General features: G+C 44.3%; 18 protein-coding genes. 8 read left to right on the top strand and 10 right to left on the bottom strand.

Going from position 1 to position 15,883, the window contains the following annotated elements; all coding sequences use genetic code 11:
• Window positions 1-607: 607 nt before the first annotated feature.
• Window positions 608-1,357, bottom strand: a complete 750-nt coding sequence (locus tag NIT04_RS15050; protein ID WP_252504351.1) for a bifunctional 2-polyprenyl-6-hydroxyphenol methylase/3-demethylubiquinol 3-O-methyltransferase UbiG — start codon at window positions 1,355-1,357, stop codon at window positions 608-610.
• Between the two features lie 131 nt (window positions 1,358-1,488).
• The gene (locus NIT04_RS15045; RefSeq protein WP_252504350.1) at window positions 1,489-1,881 is read right to left on the bottom strand and encodes a hypothetical protein; all 393 of its coding nucleotides are present in this window, start codon (window positions 1,879-1,881) and stop codon (window positions 1,489-1,491) included.
• A gap of 123 nt (window positions 1,882-2,004) precedes the next feature.
• Here NIT04_RS15045 and NIT04_RS15040 point away from each other — a divergent pair, with 123 nt between their 5' ends.
• Together NIT04_RS15040 and NIT04_RS15035 are read left to right on the top strand one after the other, a co-directional pair.
• Window positions 2,005-2,457 (top strand): DUF4362 domain-containing protein, encoded by a 453-nt coding sequence (locus NIT04_RS15040; RefSeq protein ID WP_252504349.1) that lies wholly within the window; start codon window positions 2,005-2,007, stop codon window positions 2,455-2,457.
• A gap of 59 nt (window positions 2,458-2,516) precedes the next feature.
• The gene (locus NIT04_RS15035; protein ID WP_252504348.1) at window positions 2,517-2,822 is read left to right on the top strand and encodes a hypothetical protein; all 306 of its coding nucleotides are present in this window, start codon (window positions 2,517-2,519) and stop codon (window positions 2,820-2,822) included.
• Between the two features lie 92 nt (window positions 2,823-2,914).
• Here the strand turns inward: NIT04_RS15035 and NIT04_RS15030 are convergent, their stop codons facing one another.
• Window positions 2,915-3,319 (bottom strand): DUF1259 domain-containing protein, encoded by a 405-nt coding sequence (locus tag NIT04_RS15030; protein WP_252504347.1) that lies wholly within the window; start codon window positions 3,317-3,319, stop codon window positions 2,915-2,917.
• A gap of 219 nt (window positions 3,320-3,538) precedes the next feature.
• Between NIT04_RS15030 and NIT04_RS15025 the strand changes: the two genes are divergently transcribed.
• Both NIT04_RS15025 and NIT04_RS15020 read left to right on the top strand, forming a co-directional pair.
• Window positions 3,539-4,039: a GNAT family N-acetyltransferase gene (locus NIT04_RS15025; protein ID WP_252504346.1), complete on the top strand. Its 501-nt coding sequence runs from the start codon at window positions 3,539-3,541 to the stop codon at window positions 4,037-4,039.
• A gap of 61 nt (window positions 4,040-4,100) precedes the next feature.
• On the top strand, window positions 4,101-4,730 hold the full coding sequence (locus tag NIT04_RS15020; protein WP_252504345.1) for a hypothetical protein: 630 nt from the start codon (window positions 4,101-4,103) through the stop codon (window positions 4,728-4,730).
• Between the two features lie 345 nt (window positions 4,731-5,075).
• Here NIT04_RS15020 and NIT04_RS15015 read toward each other — a convergent pair whose 3' ends face one another.
• On the bottom strand, window positions 5,076-5,642 hold the full coding sequence (locus NIT04_RS15015; RefSeq protein WP_252504344.1) for a hypothetical protein: 567 nt from the start codon (window positions 5,640-5,642) through the stop codon (window positions 5,076-5,078).
• Between the two features lie 158 nt (window positions 5,643-5,800).
• Between NIT04_RS15015 and NIT04_RS15010 the strand changes: the two genes are divergently transcribed.
• A complete protein-coding gene (locus NIT04_RS15010) occupies window positions 5,801-6,487 on the top strand; it encodes a DNA alkylation repair protein (protein ID WP_252504343.1) in 687 nt (228 codons plus the stop codon).
• Window positions 6,488-6,639: 152 nt separating this feature from the next.
• On the opposite strand, the gene NIT04_RS15005 is transcribed toward NIT04_RS15010, so the two are convergent.
• The 4 genes from NIT04_RS15005 to NIT04_RS14990 form a co-directional block, all read right to left on the bottom strand.
• Window positions 6,640-7,389, bottom strand: coding sequence for an amino acid ABC transporter ATP-binding protein (locus tag NIT04_RS15005; RefSeq protein ID WP_252504342.1), 750 nt, complete (start codon window positions 7,387-7,389; stop codon window positions 6,640-6,642).
• 27 nt (window positions 7,390-7,416) lie between these two features.
• Window positions 7,417-8,073 (bottom strand): amino acid ABC transporter permease, encoded by a 657-nt coding sequence (locus NIT04_RS15000; protein WP_252504341.1) that lies wholly within the window; start codon window positions 8,071-8,073, stop codon window positions 7,417-7,419.
• A gap of 21 nt (window positions 8,074-8,094) precedes the next feature.
• Complete coding sequence (locus NIT04_RS14995) at window positions 8,095-9,255, bottom strand: saccharopine dehydrogenase family protein (protein WP_252504340.1); 1,161 nt, start codon at window positions 9,253-9,255, stop codon at window positions 8,095-8,097.
• Window positions 9,256-9,328: 73 nt separating this feature from the next.
• Entirely contained in the window at window positions 9,329-10,138 is an 810-nt protein-coding gene (locus tag NIT04_RS14990) for a transporter substrate-binding domain-containing protein (RefSeq protein WP_252504339.1), read from the bottom strand.
• A 206-nt stretch (window positions 10,139-10,344) separates the two neighbouring features.
• On the opposite strand from NIT04_RS14990, the gene NIT04_RS14985 reads away from it, so the two are divergent.
• Window positions 10,345-11,028 (top strand): GntR family transcriptional regulator, encoded by a 684-nt coding sequence (locus NIT04_RS14985; protein WP_252504338.1) that lies wholly within the window; start codon window positions 10,345-10,347, stop codon window positions 11,026-11,028.
• A 126-nt stretch (window positions 11,029-11,154) separates the two neighbouring features.
• On the opposite strand, the gene opuFB is transcribed toward NIT04_RS14985, so the two are convergent.
• Together opuFB and NIT04_RS14975 are read right to left on the bottom strand one after the other, a co-directional pair.
• Window positions 11,155-12,672 (bottom strand): osmoprotectant update ABC transporter permease/substrate-binding subunit OpuFB, encoded by a 1,518-nt coding sequence (gene opuFB, locus NIT04_RS14980; RefSeq protein WP_252504337.1) that lies wholly within the window; start codon window positions 12,670-12,672, stop codon window positions 11,155-11,157.
• On the bottom strand, window positions 12,665-13,615 hold the full coding sequence (locus NIT04_RS14975; RefSeq protein ID WP_252504336.1) for an ABC transporter ATP-binding protein: 951 nt from the start codon (window positions 13,613-13,615) through the stop codon (window positions 12,665-12,667). Before NIT04_RS14975 ends, opuFB begins: the two co-directional genes overlap by 8 nt.
• Window positions 13,616-13,820: 205 nt before the next feature.
• Between NIT04_RS14975 and NIT04_RS14970 the strand changes: the two genes are divergently transcribed.
• Together NIT04_RS14970 and aspA are read left to right on the top strand one after the other, a co-directional pair.
• The gene (locus NIT04_RS14970) at window positions 13,821-14,294 is read left to right on the top strand and encodes an S-ribosylhomocysteine lyase (RefSeq protein ID WP_252504335.1); all 474 of its coding nucleotides are present in this window, start codon (window positions 13,821-13,823) and stop codon (window positions 14,292-14,294) included.
• A 171-nt stretch (window positions 14,295-14,465) separates the two neighbouring features.
• Window positions 14,466-15,881, top strand: a complete 1,416-nt coding sequence (gene aspA / locus NIT04_RS14965; protein ID WP_252504334.1) for an aspartate ammonia-lyase — start codon at window positions 14,466-14,468, stop codon at window positions 15,879-15,881.
• The last annotated feature ends 2 nt before the right edge of the window (window positions 15,882-15,883 follow it).

Raw genomic sequence — 15,883 nt, 5'->3', positions numbered from 1 at the left:
GCGTGCGTGGTACAATGGAAGAAAGGGAAAGAGGGAGTGAACAGGTTGGGGAAAATTCAAAAACGAACTGTTTACATTTCAATTGTAGCGCTTGCATTCTTCTTCATATTGTCTGTAGTGACACGCCATTGGGGCTTCTTTTTATGGAGTTTATTGCCTGTTTTTATCGTTTTGATGACTACGTTTTCCACCAGGCCTGATGAGCGGAGGAATAGGGAATAGAAAGATTTGTTGAGGGACTGAGGGTATGAAAGTAATCATTCACAATGCTTCTGTAATCATAGGCATAGTCGTTGCAACTATTTTAGGAATCTATGGTCAAGGTATATCATATTATTTACATGAACGTTTCCCGGCAATTAAGTTGACGACAGCTATAACTAGCGTAACTTTCCTTAGTATTGGGTTATATATACTCATTCCTATTTTATTAGTCATTTTTAAGAAGCCGAATAAAATATACCTTGGTGCGTGTGGTCTCATAGGGATTCCAATTTCCATATGGTCATTTTTTGTATTTGCGATGTGGATCGGGTAATTAGGCTTTCTAATTAAACAAGACCTTTCCACATCATTAGATGCGGAAAGGTCTTTGTTCTTGTTTGCGTTAGATGGTCTTTGTCAACTTGATCCGATACGAAAGGCAACCGGACAACGGAGCGGTCTCCTTGTATGTCCAATTGTCAAAATCCATTGCTCCGCCTGGAAAGATGCCGGTAATTGTCAATCCGGCTTTTTCGCACATTGAACTTGCTTCATCGACTGTATAACACCGCAGTGATTGCGTGACGATTTCTTCCGGGTGTTCGTTGTGCCACCAGCTATCGATCATTCGACAGTGCTCTTCGTCAAAGGAATAGATTCTTTCCGCATCGTCAATTTTCATTTTTTGCCCGGCTGCAATGGTGCGCCAGTAATTCGGGTGGTAAATGTCGATGAGCAGCGAGCCGTCATCTTTTACCCAGCTTTTCATGCGCTTCAGAAGGTTTAGTTGGTCTTCATCCGTCCCAATTCCGAAGCCGTCAAAATAGCTGACGACGTCGAATTGCTTTGGAAATGTGTATGTGTAGAAATCGCCCAAGTGGATGTCGATTGATTTCGGTGAACGCCGTCTGGCTGCCTCCACCAAGTCAGGTACAAGCTCTAACGTTGTCATGGCGATGCCGCGTGCGTCTAAAGCTCGAGCTATACTGCCGATGCCCGCCCCGATATCGAGCATCGAATTAAATTCGATACCGATCTGTTCTTCGATATTATTGGCTTCTATTTGCAAGTAGTTTGCCATTTCCGCTTCCGCGTCGCGTAACCATTTGAATTGTTTTTGATAAAAGGGAATGACCCATTGGTCTGTTGTCATGTTTATTCCTCCTGTAATTTTTTCTCATTACAGGTGGTGCTTTAAGTTCCGAATGCCCATGTACAATCGCTCCTCTCGCATTGATTGTACAAAGAGTGAATCACAATTGCAATGTTATTCAGAAAATTAGATTACCAATTTAAGGCCATACGCAACGCGCAGCAGCTGTTTTGGGCATCGCTGTTCGAGAAATCGATCCGGATGCCGGAGGGGGTGTATGACAGATTGTATTTGATGGTGACACCTGTCGAGCGGACGAGCCGCTCTACCTCCTTTTGGTCAGACCGTTGCGCGGCGTCCATGAGCCTGCGGGCGAAATCATCTGAAGCGGTCAGCGTTCCGATGAAGAGATTCGCTTGATTCATCACTTGTTTGAACCGTTCTGCTGAAGCACTGAATTTCCGTGTATCCACCGGGGGAAAGGGACTTCTTCCGTTTTGCGGCATCGCCGTATATGCCGGGTGAATCGGTATGAAAGCTTGCTGCCGGGAATTGAATCCATATGGAAAAGAAGAATAATACATAGGCAACCTCCGTCTTCCTTCGATGCCTCAGTATATGCCCTTCGCGGAAGACTCGTGTACTCGGGACCCCAGTTGACGCATATAGTGTAGGCGAAGCACGAAGTACGTCAAGGGAGGGTTCACATGCCGAAAAAGTTGTATTTCCTATTGTTGCTCGCGTTAGTCTTTTTAGCCGCTTGTTCGTACGATAGTGAAAAAGCGGTGAAAAACGGGGATGTTATCAACATGAATGGGCCCGTTTTCAATTTTGACCGATTTGAACAATTTCTGGACAGCGTTGAAGCGGATGATGCAGCCTCCGTCCGGATTACCAATTATACGCACGAAGGAAATCCGACGTTGTACAATGTAACGTTCGATGGGTCGGTATTCGGTTTGGAAATCGATCGGTCGAAAAATAAGGAGAGGGGAGACAAGCCCGCCAAGGAGGACATGTCCTGCACAGAGCTCGTGGCAGAGGAGGGGCAGCAATTGTTCATCTATAAGCTGGAAGGGTGCGAGCACGAGTCCTCTATCGATAGTTTTCTTCTTTTAAACATCTTGAAAGTGCAATTAGAAGACGATGCGCATGAATGAAACCTTACATGTAGAAAGAAGGTCATTACAAAGGAGGGATATGCAAAGGGGGAGAAATGATGGTTGGATTGCTTACTGTAGGGAGTCTTGTGCTCGGTCTCATTGCTTGGATACTTCCGATAGTGAATCTCATAGGAGTTACTAAACACTGGGCTGCCTTATCCATTATGAGTTTGAGCGCTTGTGCAATTTCGCTCTGTTTCCAGATTTATTATAACTATCACCTCGTACGGATTGAGGATTGGTCAGCACTTATGGACACGATGGGGGCAGTGGCCGTTGCATCAACGGTTTTACTTATCGTTACGCTTGCATTAAATACAATTACGCTTATTGTCCGCCGTGGCAGTATAGCCAGAATGTAATATCTATTAATACGTACAAGAAAATTAAGTCTTATAGTAATGAAAGTACCAGACCGCCGACGAGTTTTCGTGAGTCTGGTACTTTTCTTATGTTATTCCTCTTCCAACACTCTAAATGCTGCTCTTACTTTTCTAGCAAATTGGAGCGGTGGCTCGATTGATTCGAAATGCATGTACATTGCCCGAGGTTCATCAAATAACCAGTGATTATGAACTGCAGTCACAATAATATTTCGTCTTCGCAGTTCTGTTAGGAGGGGGTTGATTTCCTCTTCTAATAGAACGGTTTCCCCTAAATTCAACGCATTTCCTTCATCATCTAAACCTTCAAAAGTGAAAAATTGAGGATTCACTAATGGAGATTTTGTTTCACGGTCTAGAATCGTAAAGTCGATGTCGCGGAATTTTTGTACGAGGCAAACTCCATTTGCATCTAAACTTCCAATTCCTCCGAGTATTCTAGCGAACTCTTGACAAAGTGAATTTTCACAACCCATTCTATTTCCCTCCCTTCTCAAAAAATAAAAAGGCATGTCTGCCCTTTGCAACTACACTATGCATCGTTTTTTCATTCTGCTTGGACAAACGTTGAAGGGATTTCGTGTATGGGGTTGTATACCTGAACGAGATGTCCGAGTATTTTCGTTATTACGATTCCTGAATTCAATTGAAAAGTGATAAAATGCACATAACGATTAGGAACTGGGGGAGTTCACATGCAACTTGAGAGACCATCCTTGAAATGGGAAAAGGAACATATTGCGTATATGAAGGAGTGGGATGGAAATCGCCTGTCTCCGAGCAGCTTTCGTTTGAAAGAGGACGTACCTTACGAAGCGTATTTGGAGGAACTCGCAGAAAAGGAAGCAGGGCAGGGCGAACGGGTGCCGAACACGAATTACTTTCTGGTCGATGATAACGAACGGATCATCGGAATGGTAAATATACGTCACTATTTAAATGACTATTTGCGCAAAGTCGATGGCCATATCGGCGCAAGCATTCGCCCGTCAGAGAGGCGTAAAGGGTATGCGACGTATTTGCTTTCCGAAGCATTAAACATAACCGATCAGTTAGGCATTCGCTCTGTGTTAGTCACATGCAATGAAGACAATATCGGTTCGGCCGCTGTCATTGTAAACAATGGCGGCGTGGAGGATGAGAGTTTCGTTGAACCGCATGGCAACGTCGTTCGGAGGTTTTGGATTGAAAGGTAGTTTTTTGCACAACTGATCCATTTAAATGGTAGAATGAAACAAAGTGATAGGGGGAAATGTGATGACTACTACTCAAACGATGTCGATCCACCGTGCGTTATCCGAATTGAAAACATTGAATGACCGTATACCTAAAGCGATTCGAGAGGCGGATTTTATTTACACAGACCGCAAATCTGCAAGGAAAATAAACGGCCTTTCCATTGAAGAGTATGAAAAGACGATCCAAGCCGGGTTCGACAAGGCGGTATCGTTAATTGAACGGCGCAACCGGCTGAAAGACGCGGTTGTCCAATCGAATGCTGTCACTGAAGTAGTAGTGGCTGGAGAAAAGATGACGGTTGCCAAAGCGATTGAGCGGAAGTCATCCATTGTGAATGAAGAAAAACTACTTTCTGCGATGGTTGAAAAACGCCGTATGGCTATCAGTAGACTATCGGTGGAAAACGATACGCTTCCGTCACGACTCGAAGACTACTTAACTGCAATTTTAGGAAATAAAGAGCATGCGAAAAAAGAAGAGGTTGAACTACATACGAAATCATTCATGGAACGGAACGAGTACGTCCTTATCGATCCATTGAACCTCGATAAACGGATTGAGGAATGGGAAGAGCGGGTTTCCAGCTTTAAAGCTGAAGTGGATGCCGTCCTATCCGAATCAAACGCTATTACGAAAATAACGATATAAAGTGAAACGATCATTGCATGAGTAATCGAAAACGATATCAACAAGACCCTTCTTTTCCCGGTTTCTTTGGGTGAAATAGAAAACCGGGTCTAACCTTACTTTCAATTAGTGAATCGAGCAGAGAAAAAGCTCAAACCTTAGCGTTCAAAGCTGTAAACCTTACAACTTAAAGTTCTTTATAATTCAAAGGTTAACGCTAAAAGCTCAAAGCTCTTTCAAATCTTGGGGAACCAGTTACGGGATTCTTGTGTTGGCCCATCGTTCGCTGCCAAGCTGATTATATCGTGCAATTTGTAAACCGTCGCAGGATGTTTCCTGGGCGGTTTTTGTTCTTGGATACTTTTTTTATTGGTTAACGTTAATTGGTTCGCCGCTTAACAAACTTCTAATTAATTTCTTGTCACCGAGGTACGAAATTTTCGCTATTTTATCATCCCGCATAATGGCAACGCCTGTTAGCTTGATTGGCGTTTCACCATCTTTATTTACATAATCCAAATCGACCGTGAAGTTGTAATTGGTCGGCGTCACTTCGTTTTGCTCGACATCCACATGGTTCACATTCAGTTGATAATCAAACCTGTCAGCCGAATGATGGAACGTAACAAGTTCATTCGTCATAATATATCGCTCGAATGTACTTTCCGTGAAATATGGTTTGTACGTTTCCTCTAAATACTTCATGTATGCATCAAATCCTTCATTCACTTCTTGCTCATCGAGCGTATCCGGTAAATAATTCTTTAAAAGAGCCTTCTCATCGGGCGCATTCATTTGAAGTTCAACAACAGTTTTTATGGCTTCCTTGATCGGATCTTGATCATCATCAGGCTGCGAGCAACCTGTAACTGCAAGGATGATCATTAACATAAATGCGGCTAATCCAAACTTCCATCGAAATTTCCTTTTCATCATCCCGCCTCCTTTTCACGAACTATTCATTCAACTGTTTATACGGCAAATAGGTAGTAAAAGTTTCGTATTTCGGACTACCAACTTTGCACTTCATAGATTCTTGTTTACAATTGTAGGAAGAGCTATCAGACCAATTAAATAAGAAGGTGACAAGATTGAAAAAGCAATGGAGTCATAAGGGGATTGTCGAGAAGTTCGAAATGTGCCGGAATGTTGAAAATGCCGGACCTATGAAAGCGTACATGAAACACCATTTTCCGTTTCTAGGGATTAAGAGTCCGCTGCGGAAGGAATTGCTGCGCGAACAATTTCGTGAATACGCGTTGCCTGCAGTTGAGGAAGTTTTTGACGAGGCATGGACATTATATGAATTGCCCGAGCGGGAATATCAGTATGCTGCAATTGCTTTGCTCGATAAAATGAAGAAACATTTCACGACTGACGATTATCCGAAGCTACTGAAATTCATTGAAGCGAAATCGTGGTGGGATAGTGTCGATGCAATCGCACCGAACCTTGTCGGGCATATCGTCAAGTTGGACCGTGCGTACGGGAAACAAGTGATGCTGGACTGGTCGCAATCGGACAATATGTGGACAAACCGCTCCGCTATTTTGCATCAATTAAAGTTCAAGGGAGAAACGGATACCGAGCTGTTATTCGAAATCATCTTACAGCACGTGGAATCAAATGAGTTTTTCATTCAAAAAGCAATCGGTTGGGTATTGAGGGAGTACGCGAAAACGGACCCGGCCATCGTGAAGCAGTTTGTCGAAGAACATACGCTGAAGCCGTTAAGCAGGCGAGAGGCTTTGAAGCATATAGGCGGTATGGGTTATTAGTAAGACGAACCAATTTTTGAAAAGAGTTGGGAAGGAACGGCTTTATAAGACGATGTTATTTTCAACGAACAGATTGTTGTAAAGGTGCAGAGGTAGTACAGGTGACAGCAATCAAAAAATCCGAGTTGTTAGCGTGCTGTCACCTTACTCTATTATCCCACTTTTGTAAGAAAGCGTTTCGTCCGTTCTTCTTTGGGCCGATTAAATATTTCTTCGGAAGTTCCCTGCTCTACAATTAAGCCCCCATCCATAAAGACCACACGATCGGCCACTTCTTTCGCAAAGTTCATTTCATGCGTTACGATGACCATCGTCATTCCTTCCTCTGCCAGGTCTTTGATAACCATAAGCACTTCGCGGACGAGTTCGGGATCAAGTGCGGACGTTGGTTCATCATACAGCATGACTGTGGGGTTCATTGATAGAGACCTGGCTATTGCCACCCGTTGTTGCTGGCCGCCCGATAATTGGGAGGGGTAGTGATTCGTCCTATCTCCAAGACCGACTTTGGTTAGAAGTTCTAAAGCTAATTCACGGGACTCAGTATTGCTCTTCCCTTGTATTATCATAGGTCCTTCCATCACGTTTTCTAGCGCTGTTTTATGCGGGAATAGATTAAAGGATTGAAATACAAAACCTGTAGATTTTCGCAATTCACGAATTGTTTTTTTGTGTTTACGATCTCGCCTTGCTCTTGCATCAATTTCGTGACTTCCCAGTCTGATAACACCTTCACAAGGCTCTTCCAAGAATGTTAGACAACGTAAAAACGTTGACTTTCCAGAACCGCTTGGGCCCATGATAACGACCACTTCACTCTTGTTCACAGTTAAATCTATTCCGCAAAGAACATCATTCTGTCCGAACCGCTTTTTTAAATTGTTTACCTGGATAACACCCATTTCGGTTCTCGCCTCCTGACCCATTATTTAGCGTACTAGATGTTTTGAACTCCTAACCTCCAACTTATCTAATAGAGTGGTGAAGAAAGTGATGATAACCCAATATATAGCTGCTGCTATCAGATAGATGGTTAAAGGTTCAAACGTTTTGGCAATGACAAGGCTTGACATTTGAAGCAGTTCCGTGACTGTGATGACAGACACAAGCGAGGTGTCTTTAATCAACACAATAAATGAGTTGGATAACGTCGGTATTGCAATTCGAAGACTTTGGGGCAATATGATTCTTCTTAGGGCTTGCCAGTATGTCATTCCCATAGACAAGGAGGCTTCCATCTGTCCTTTATCGACGGCAAGTATGGATGCCCGGAAAGATTCCGACAAATATGCCCCTGCATTTAAACTTAATGCCAAGATTCCAGAAGATATTGGATCTAATGAAATTCCTATTTGAGGTAGACCGTAGTAGATAACGAATATCTGGACCAGTAAAGGTGTTCCTCGGATAATGGAGACATAGGCACTCGCAATTTGATACAACACCTTGATTTTGACTATTCTAATCAAAGCTGTTAAAAAGCCGATGATTAAGGCAAACAGAATTGAAAGGACAGCAAGAAAAATTGTCATAAGAGCTGCTTTTAAAAGGGCCGGCAATGAATCGATTATGATTGTGGCATCCATTCGCTCACCTCCAATCAGTTATTAAGCGAGAGACTCTACAACTGCATTGTATTTTATTTGGATACCTAACTCATTTAGTTCATCTACAAATGGTTGAAAACGTTCATTAATGATTAAGTTTTCCAGCGGCATAATGCCAGTTTCATTAATTTTCCCTTGAAGAATCCATTTTGCGGCTACTGTTGCAGGCAATGCGGTTGTCTTGGCCATTGATGTTATTCCTCTTCCATGATCATAAAAATCAACTAGTTCCCATGAATGCTTTGTAGGAACACCCTTTTTAATTCCTTTCACTTCAACACGGACGACTGTGATGTCTTCATTGGAGGGGCCAATTAATTTTGGAGAGAGCACAGACTCTGTGAAGGTTCTCGGAACAATAGGGTGCCCATCAAACATAATGGGTTCACTATCCAAAAATCCTAGCTCTGCAAGCACCTTCATTTTTTCCCAATGGCCTGGATAGCGGACAGTCTTCTCGTATAAGTTTTTGACTTTGTCTTTAAGTGTGAACGCAGTGCTATGTGCATCTGTATTCACCATTTCACATTCGCCCACCGGTTCAGGGAAGCTTATTTTTTCGAGTCCGGTGAGCGGTGGCAACTTTACAATCTCCCCGTTTTTAATAGCAAGGGCTGGTTTCGTATAAAGGCCTAATACACTTTCCAAACGGAAGACGACTTGGTACCAAAGAGGGGGAATTGGATGTCGTGGAATTCCTCCACAGATCATGACTGCTTCTTCAGCTTCATCAAGCAGTTCAATTCCTTGGGCGGCCAAGAAGTTCGTTATACCAGGAGCTACTCCACAACCGGGTACAATAATGATTCCAGCCTTCATAGCTTGTTGGCTAAGCGCATTTTTTTCAGTAAAATTCGACCCGACCAAGTCGACAAGATGGCAACGGGAAGTGATTGCAGCTTTGATTGCCGTTAAACTTAAGGAGTGGGGAAGACAGGCAATTGCTAAATCCGCATTTGATAAAACAGCTGCTATATCCTCTTCAGTTGCGAGGGAAGCCGTTTGGCCATGAACCTTTGTACTTTTTGCTGTTTCAAGACATTTATCTATCCCTTCTTGTCTGACGTCGACAACGGAAACCTTCGTAATCTCTGCAAAATGGCTAACTTCCCGGACAACAGTCGTTCCAATCATCCCTGCACCTAGCACGACGACATGCACATTAAATACCCCCTGTTATAAATAGTTTTATAAATAGGTAGCGGCATCCAAAAAGATGCCACTACAATGGTTATCAGTTTTCTAGTGGGTCTGTACCAAACCATTTTTTATATATTTTTTTATACGTACCATCTTCTTTCATTGATGCGAGAGCTTCATTCACTTTAATAACAAAGTCTTCATTCCCTTTGTTAACTGCCATGCCAATTTCATCTTTGTTTAAAATTCCGCTTGCAATTTTAATTGGTAGGTCCGCTTCTTGGATATTGTAGCTGATCAATAATTGATCGTTGATAATGACATCGAGCCGTTTATTTGTTAAATCTTGAAGATAATCGCTTACAGATTTGTAGAGTTTTACATCAGCCCCATCCACACTTCTTGCAACTTCTTCAAATGTTGTTCCCCCGCCAACGCCAACTTTTTTTCCTGAGATATCTTCTAATACTTTAATATCATCGGTGTCATTGCGAGTAACCAGGACAGAACCAGTAATAACATACGGATCTGTAAAATCTACACTCTTTTTCCTCTCCTCGGTTACAGTCATTTGGCCGATGACGATATCGAATTTATTGGCTTTTAGCCCACCTATGAGTCCGTCCCACTTGGTAGCAATGAACTCAACTTCAACACCAAGCCGTTTTCCAATTTCATTTGAAATATCTACGTCAAACCCTTGAAATTTATTTTCATCGTCTAAAAAGTTGAATGGCGGATAAGTCCCTTCGAAAGAGACTCTCATCACTTTGTCTTTTTCAATTCTCTCAAGGACACTGCTTGAGCTTTTGTTTGCTTTCGTATCCCCTTCCGCTTTCATGCATCCACTAATAATGCCTAGGGTCAAAATGGCAGTGATTGTTAGTAAAATTGTTCTCTTCATCTTCTAACCTCCTAAAATTTAATATAAGTAAACGCTTACATTTATCTACGACCCTCCTTGTTTTTTAAGATTGTTTTGTAGTCAGTAGTTAAAAGGGAATTGAATTGTAGCTCAAAAATGTAGTACAATTCATTTACTATATGATAAATCACAATATTTTGTTAGTCAATGATTTCAGAAATATTAATTAGGGTGGAGGAATATTGTTGAAAAAATCTTCAATTGAGAAGACGGTTTATTTCCGATTGCGGAACGCCATTTTGAAAAGACAGATTGCGCCCGGCACCCAACTGGTTGAACTGACAATATCGAAGGAACTGGATGTAAGTCGGACTCCAATTAGAAATGCGATTAAACTACTTTCTGAAGAAGGGATGGTGGATATGATCCCCAATAGGGGCGCATTTGTTGCCAATCCTACAAAAAGTGAAGTTGAGCAGGCATACCAGCTCCGGTTAGAATTGGAATTGATGGCTATCCGCGCTTCATTGCACAAGTTGGATGAAGAAGATTTTGAAGAGATGTGTGCCTGTATGCAAGAAGAAAAACTAGCTCTAGAAGCAAAAGACATGGACCGTTATTTAAAGGCGAATAAAAGCTTCCACATGGTAGCTGTCAAGAAAGCTGGTAATGCCTTTCTGGCAGAATTCCTGGGGATCTTAATGAATAAAATTGATATTTATCTAATGTTATTTGATAGCTTTTTCGATGATTCCCCTTCAACGCTGAGAGGACCATGCGAGCACCTGTCAATAGTTGAAGCGATGAGAGGCAAGAGGATGGAAGAGCTTGAAAGATTGGTCCGGATTCACGTTGAGCATGCTCTAGAAAGTCTTCGCGACCAGGTGAGGGAATACAAAATGCCTAATGAATTGTTTAAGGAATTATAAGGATAGAAACAGTAAACGATTCTATTTTTGGTATGATTACAAACAGAAAGCTGATATATCGGGCACTCGCAATATTACTCATCTTAGCGAGGGCTGAAATAAGCCCCCGCTGTTTGATGTCTTCCTTTATTCCAATAAACCCGCGTCCCGTAAAAACTGGCGTGCAACGTCCTCCGGTTTTTCACCTTCTGCGTTCACCTTGTAGTTCATGTCCCGCATTTCGTCGTCTGTCACTTTGCCGGCGAGCCGGTTCAAGATCTCCTCGAGTTCGGGATAGGTTTCGAGCGTTTCTTTCCGTAGGAGAGGTGCTCCTTGGTAAGGCGGGAACAGTTCTTTGTCATCTTGTAAGACGGTCAGTTCATATTGTTGCAGTTCGCTGTCCGTCGAATAGGCATCCAACAGGTTAATGTCCCCGGATCGGATTGCCTGGTAGCGGAGTTTCGGCTCCATCGTTTGGACGGAAGGGAAGTCGATTCCGTACAAGCTGCGGATGCCGCGGTATCCGTCTTCGCGGTCGTTGAATTCGAGGGTGAATCCGGCTTTTACGGCAGATTGGACTGCGACGAGATCGGAAATTGTTTTGACGCCGTACTGTTCCTCGAATGTTTTGGATACCGCAATCGTGTATGTATTGTTATACTCCATCGGCGGCAGGAGGACGAGATCGAATTGTTCGGCAAACCCTTGTCGCGCCTGCTCGTATACTTCGTTCCGGTCATTGCTGACTGCAGTCTCTTTTAAGAACTCCGACAGCGCCGTCCCTGTGAACTCAGGATACATGTCGATGCTCCCTGATTGTAGCGCGTTGAAGACGAACGATGTTTTGCCGAGTCCAGGTTTCAGTTCGACGGACAGGTCCGTCTCATCTTCAATGAGAAGCTTGTACATGTTAATTAATATTTCGGGTTCTGCCCCTAATTTGGCGCCGATGACAATCTGTTTGTCATTGCTTGCAGGGAAGAGGGGCAGGACGATGATGAGTATGGCCGCGACGAAAAACGCCGTCAGTGCAATGGAAGCTTGCCGGAACGACAGCCCCTCGAATTTTCTCAACAACAAGTCGAATGACAGGGCCAGAAGTGCGGCAGGAATTGCGCCGAGCACGATGAGCGAAGGGCTGTTCCGGTCGATGCCGAGCAAGATGAGATCCCCGAGACCGCCAGCGCCAATCAGTGCAGCAAGTGTGGCGGTTCCTACGATTAGGACCATCGATGTGCGGATGCCTGCCATGATTACCGGCATGGCGAGAGGCAGTTCGACTTTTGAAAGGCGCTTCCATCGGTTCATTCCCATCGCGGTCGCCGCCTCGATCAAGGAAGGGTCGATTCCCTTGATGCCGGTATACGTGTTGCGCAAAATCGGCAGCAATGCATACGCAACGAGTGCGATGATGGCAGGGATTTTGCCGATGCCGAACAACGGGATCAGCAGCCCGAGCAAAGCGAGTGACGGAATCGTCTGCAGTACGGCACTGGTCCCAATGACTGTTTCTGCAATCCGTTGCCGGGTTGTCAAATAGATGCCGACCGGAATCGATATGAGGATGGCGAAGAAGAGGGCGATGAGCGAAATTTGGATGTGTTCTAGTAACGCCAACGCCAATTCGCCTTTCCGATCTTGAAAAACATTTACGAAATCACCCATGTGCTACTCTTCCTCCTTCTTGCCCGTTTGCCAAATAGGCGATAACCGTCTTTCTTGAAATGGTGCCGATCGGTTCGCCTTCTTGCTGGATGGCGGCTCGATCTGATTGGGATAGAGCATGTAGCACTTCATCCCACCTGGCGTTGATGGACAATACGGGCAATTGTTCCATGGATGCCGAAATCGGTTCGATATGTTCAGCTAAAACGAACGTTTTCGTTCTTCCGCTCTGGATGAATTTCCGGACGAATGGGGTGGCAGGGGTCAACGTTATTTCATCCGGAGTGCCGAGCTGTTCGATTTTGCCATCCTTCATAATGCAAATCCGGTCACCAAGCTTCAATGCTTCTTGAATGTCGTGGGTGACGAATACAATCGTTTTCTGAATGGACCGTTGCAACCGCACCAAGTCATCTTGCAACTTCCCCCTGCTGATCGGATCAAGCGCGCTGAACGGCTCGTCCATTAAAACGATATCGGGATCTGCGGCAAGTGCCCGGACGACGCCGACCCGCTGCTGCTGGCCGCCGGAGAGTTCATGAGGCTTCCGGTGCCGGTATGTATCCGGATTGAGTCCTACCATTTCTAGAAGTTCCGTCACGCGGTTATGGATCCGGCTTTTATTCCAATTTTTCAGCTCCGGGACGATTGCAATGTTTTCCTCGATCGTCATATGCGGGAACAATGCGATTTGCTGCAACACATACCCGATCCGCCACCGCAATTCATGGATGGGGTACTCACTGACCTTCCTGCCGTCGATCCAAATCGTCCCGTCCGTCAGCGGAATGAGGCGATTGATCATTTTTAACGTTGTTGTTTTGCCGCAACCGCTCGGCCCAATCAGCACAAAAAATTCCCCTTTGGCAACCTCTAAATTGACAGAATCAACGACGAGCGTTTGATTATCATACGATTTTGTTACACGGTCAAAACGTATCATCGAATCCACTCCTTCATTTCACCATCGTGACATAAAAAAGCGATTAATGAAAATGATTGGCAATCTATGGACGGAATATGTCTATTTGAAGTTTTTCTATCTTGCCATCTTGCTATCTATTCAGAATTTTGATATTCTGAATAAAAACCGAGTAAATCAATAGGGTATAATTGATTGCACGGATGCGAGGATAAGGAGTGGAGACATGTCGACGAAAGAAAAGAAGATGAATGTGGAAAGCTTCAATTTGGACCATACAAAAGTGAAAGCGCCGTTTGTGCGTCTTGCCGGGGTGAAGGAAGGGATCAATGGCGACGTCATCCGGAAATACGACATCCGTTTTTGCCAGCCGAATAAGGAACATCTTGAAATGCCTGCGATTCATTCATTGGAGCATATGATGGCAGAGTTCAGCAGGAACCATTCGGACAGAATCGTAGACATTAGTCCGATGGGATGCCAGACAGGATATTATTTGGCACTCATCAACCACGATGATTACGAAGGCGTGCTCGACATATTGGAGAAGACATTGAATGATGTCTTGGCTGCCGACGAAGTGCCTGCTTGCAATGAAGTCCAATGCGGATGGGCCGCGAGCCATAGCCTTGAAGGCGCGAAGGATGCGGCGAAAAAGATGTTGGAAAAACGGGACGAGTGGACGACGGTTTTTGAATAAAGTTTCGGCAAATGGGGTTTGATTTATCTCTTAAATAACCAAAAAAAAACGATAGCATTCTATCGATAAAAGGCGTACGATTAACATGATGCCAGGCAGAATAAGTCTGCTCACGCAATGTTCATCGTACGCCTTATTGGCGATATACATAACGAGAGGAAACAGGAATAAATGAATTTATTATCCGGAAGAATCGAGAAGGATTTCTTAGGGGAAAAAGAAGTTCCCAATGATGCATATTACGGGATTCAAACGATACGGGCGACTGAAAACTTTCCAATTACGAAGGAGCGCATGCATCCCGAGTTAATTCGTGCAATAGGGATTGTGAAGAAAGCGGCAGCGATTTCGAATGTGCTTGTCAATGACTTGCCTGAGGATGTAGGACTCTTCATCGTGGAAGCGGCGGATGAGGTGGTCGAGGGGATATTGACGGATCAGTTCATCGTCGACCCGATTCAAGGGGGTGCAGGCACTTCATTCAACATGAATGCAAATGAAGTCATTGCTAACCGTGCACTTGAAATGATGGGGCGTGAAAAAGGCGATTATGGATACATAAGTCCGAACAACCATGTCAATATGTCGCAGTCGACAAATGATGCATTCCCGACGGCGATTAAAATTGCGACCCATCAAATGGTCAATCAGCTGCTGGAAACGATGGAGCGGTTTGTGGACGAGCTGAAGGCGAAGGAACTGGAATTTGACGGCATCATCAAAATGGGGAGGACGCACTTGCAAGATGCCGTTCCCATCCGATTAGGCCAGGAATTTAGCGCGTATCGGAGTGTCATCGAACGCGATATCGAACGGATCGGTAGGACGAGAAAGCATCTTTCCGAAATCAATATGGGCGCCACTGCAATCGGCACAGGGCTCAATGCAAATGCGCGATACATTGAAACCGCGGTGGAACAATTGCGTGCAATAAGTGGCTTGCCATTGAAATCTGCTTGCAATCTGATCGACTCGACACAGAATACGGATGTGTACACAGAGCTGTCTTCCGCTTTGAAAATTTGCATGATCAATCTATCGAAAATGGCGAACGATCTGCGGTTGATGGCTTCAGGTCCGAAAGCCGGCCTGAATGAAATCAATCTACCGGCAAGGCAGCCAGGTTCCTCCATCATGCCAGGAAAAGTGAATCCGGTCATGGCGGAAGTGATGAACCAGATCGCCTTCCAAGTAATCGGAAACGACCATACAATCAGCCTCGCTTCGGAAGCCGGACAATTTGAATTGAATGTCATGGAGCCAGTGCTTGTCTATAATTTATTGCAATCATTGACGGTTATGAACAACGGCATCGAAGTGTTCCGCAAGTACTGCATTAGCGGCATCACCGCGAACGTAGCGCAAATGGAGGAGTATGTAGAAAAAAGCATCGGCACGATCACGGCGCTAACGCCATTCATCGGCTATGAGATGTCATCGAAAATCGCACGTGAATCGTTTGAAACAGGCGTCCCGCTGAAAGAACTCTGCCTGCGTTACGACGTGCTCACCCATGAAGAACTAAACCGCTTGCTCGACCCTCATCAAATGACAGAGATGAAAAAGGAAGGCATAACACCCTATTAATT

It is taken from the genome of Sporosarcina sp. Marseille-Q4943 (genome assembly GCF_943736995.1).
In the GTDB taxonomy this organism is placed as follows: Bacteria; Bacillota; Bacilli; order Bacillales_A; family Planococcaceae; genus Sporosarcina.
This window is presented reverse-complemented; position numbering and strand designations above follow the sequence as displayed.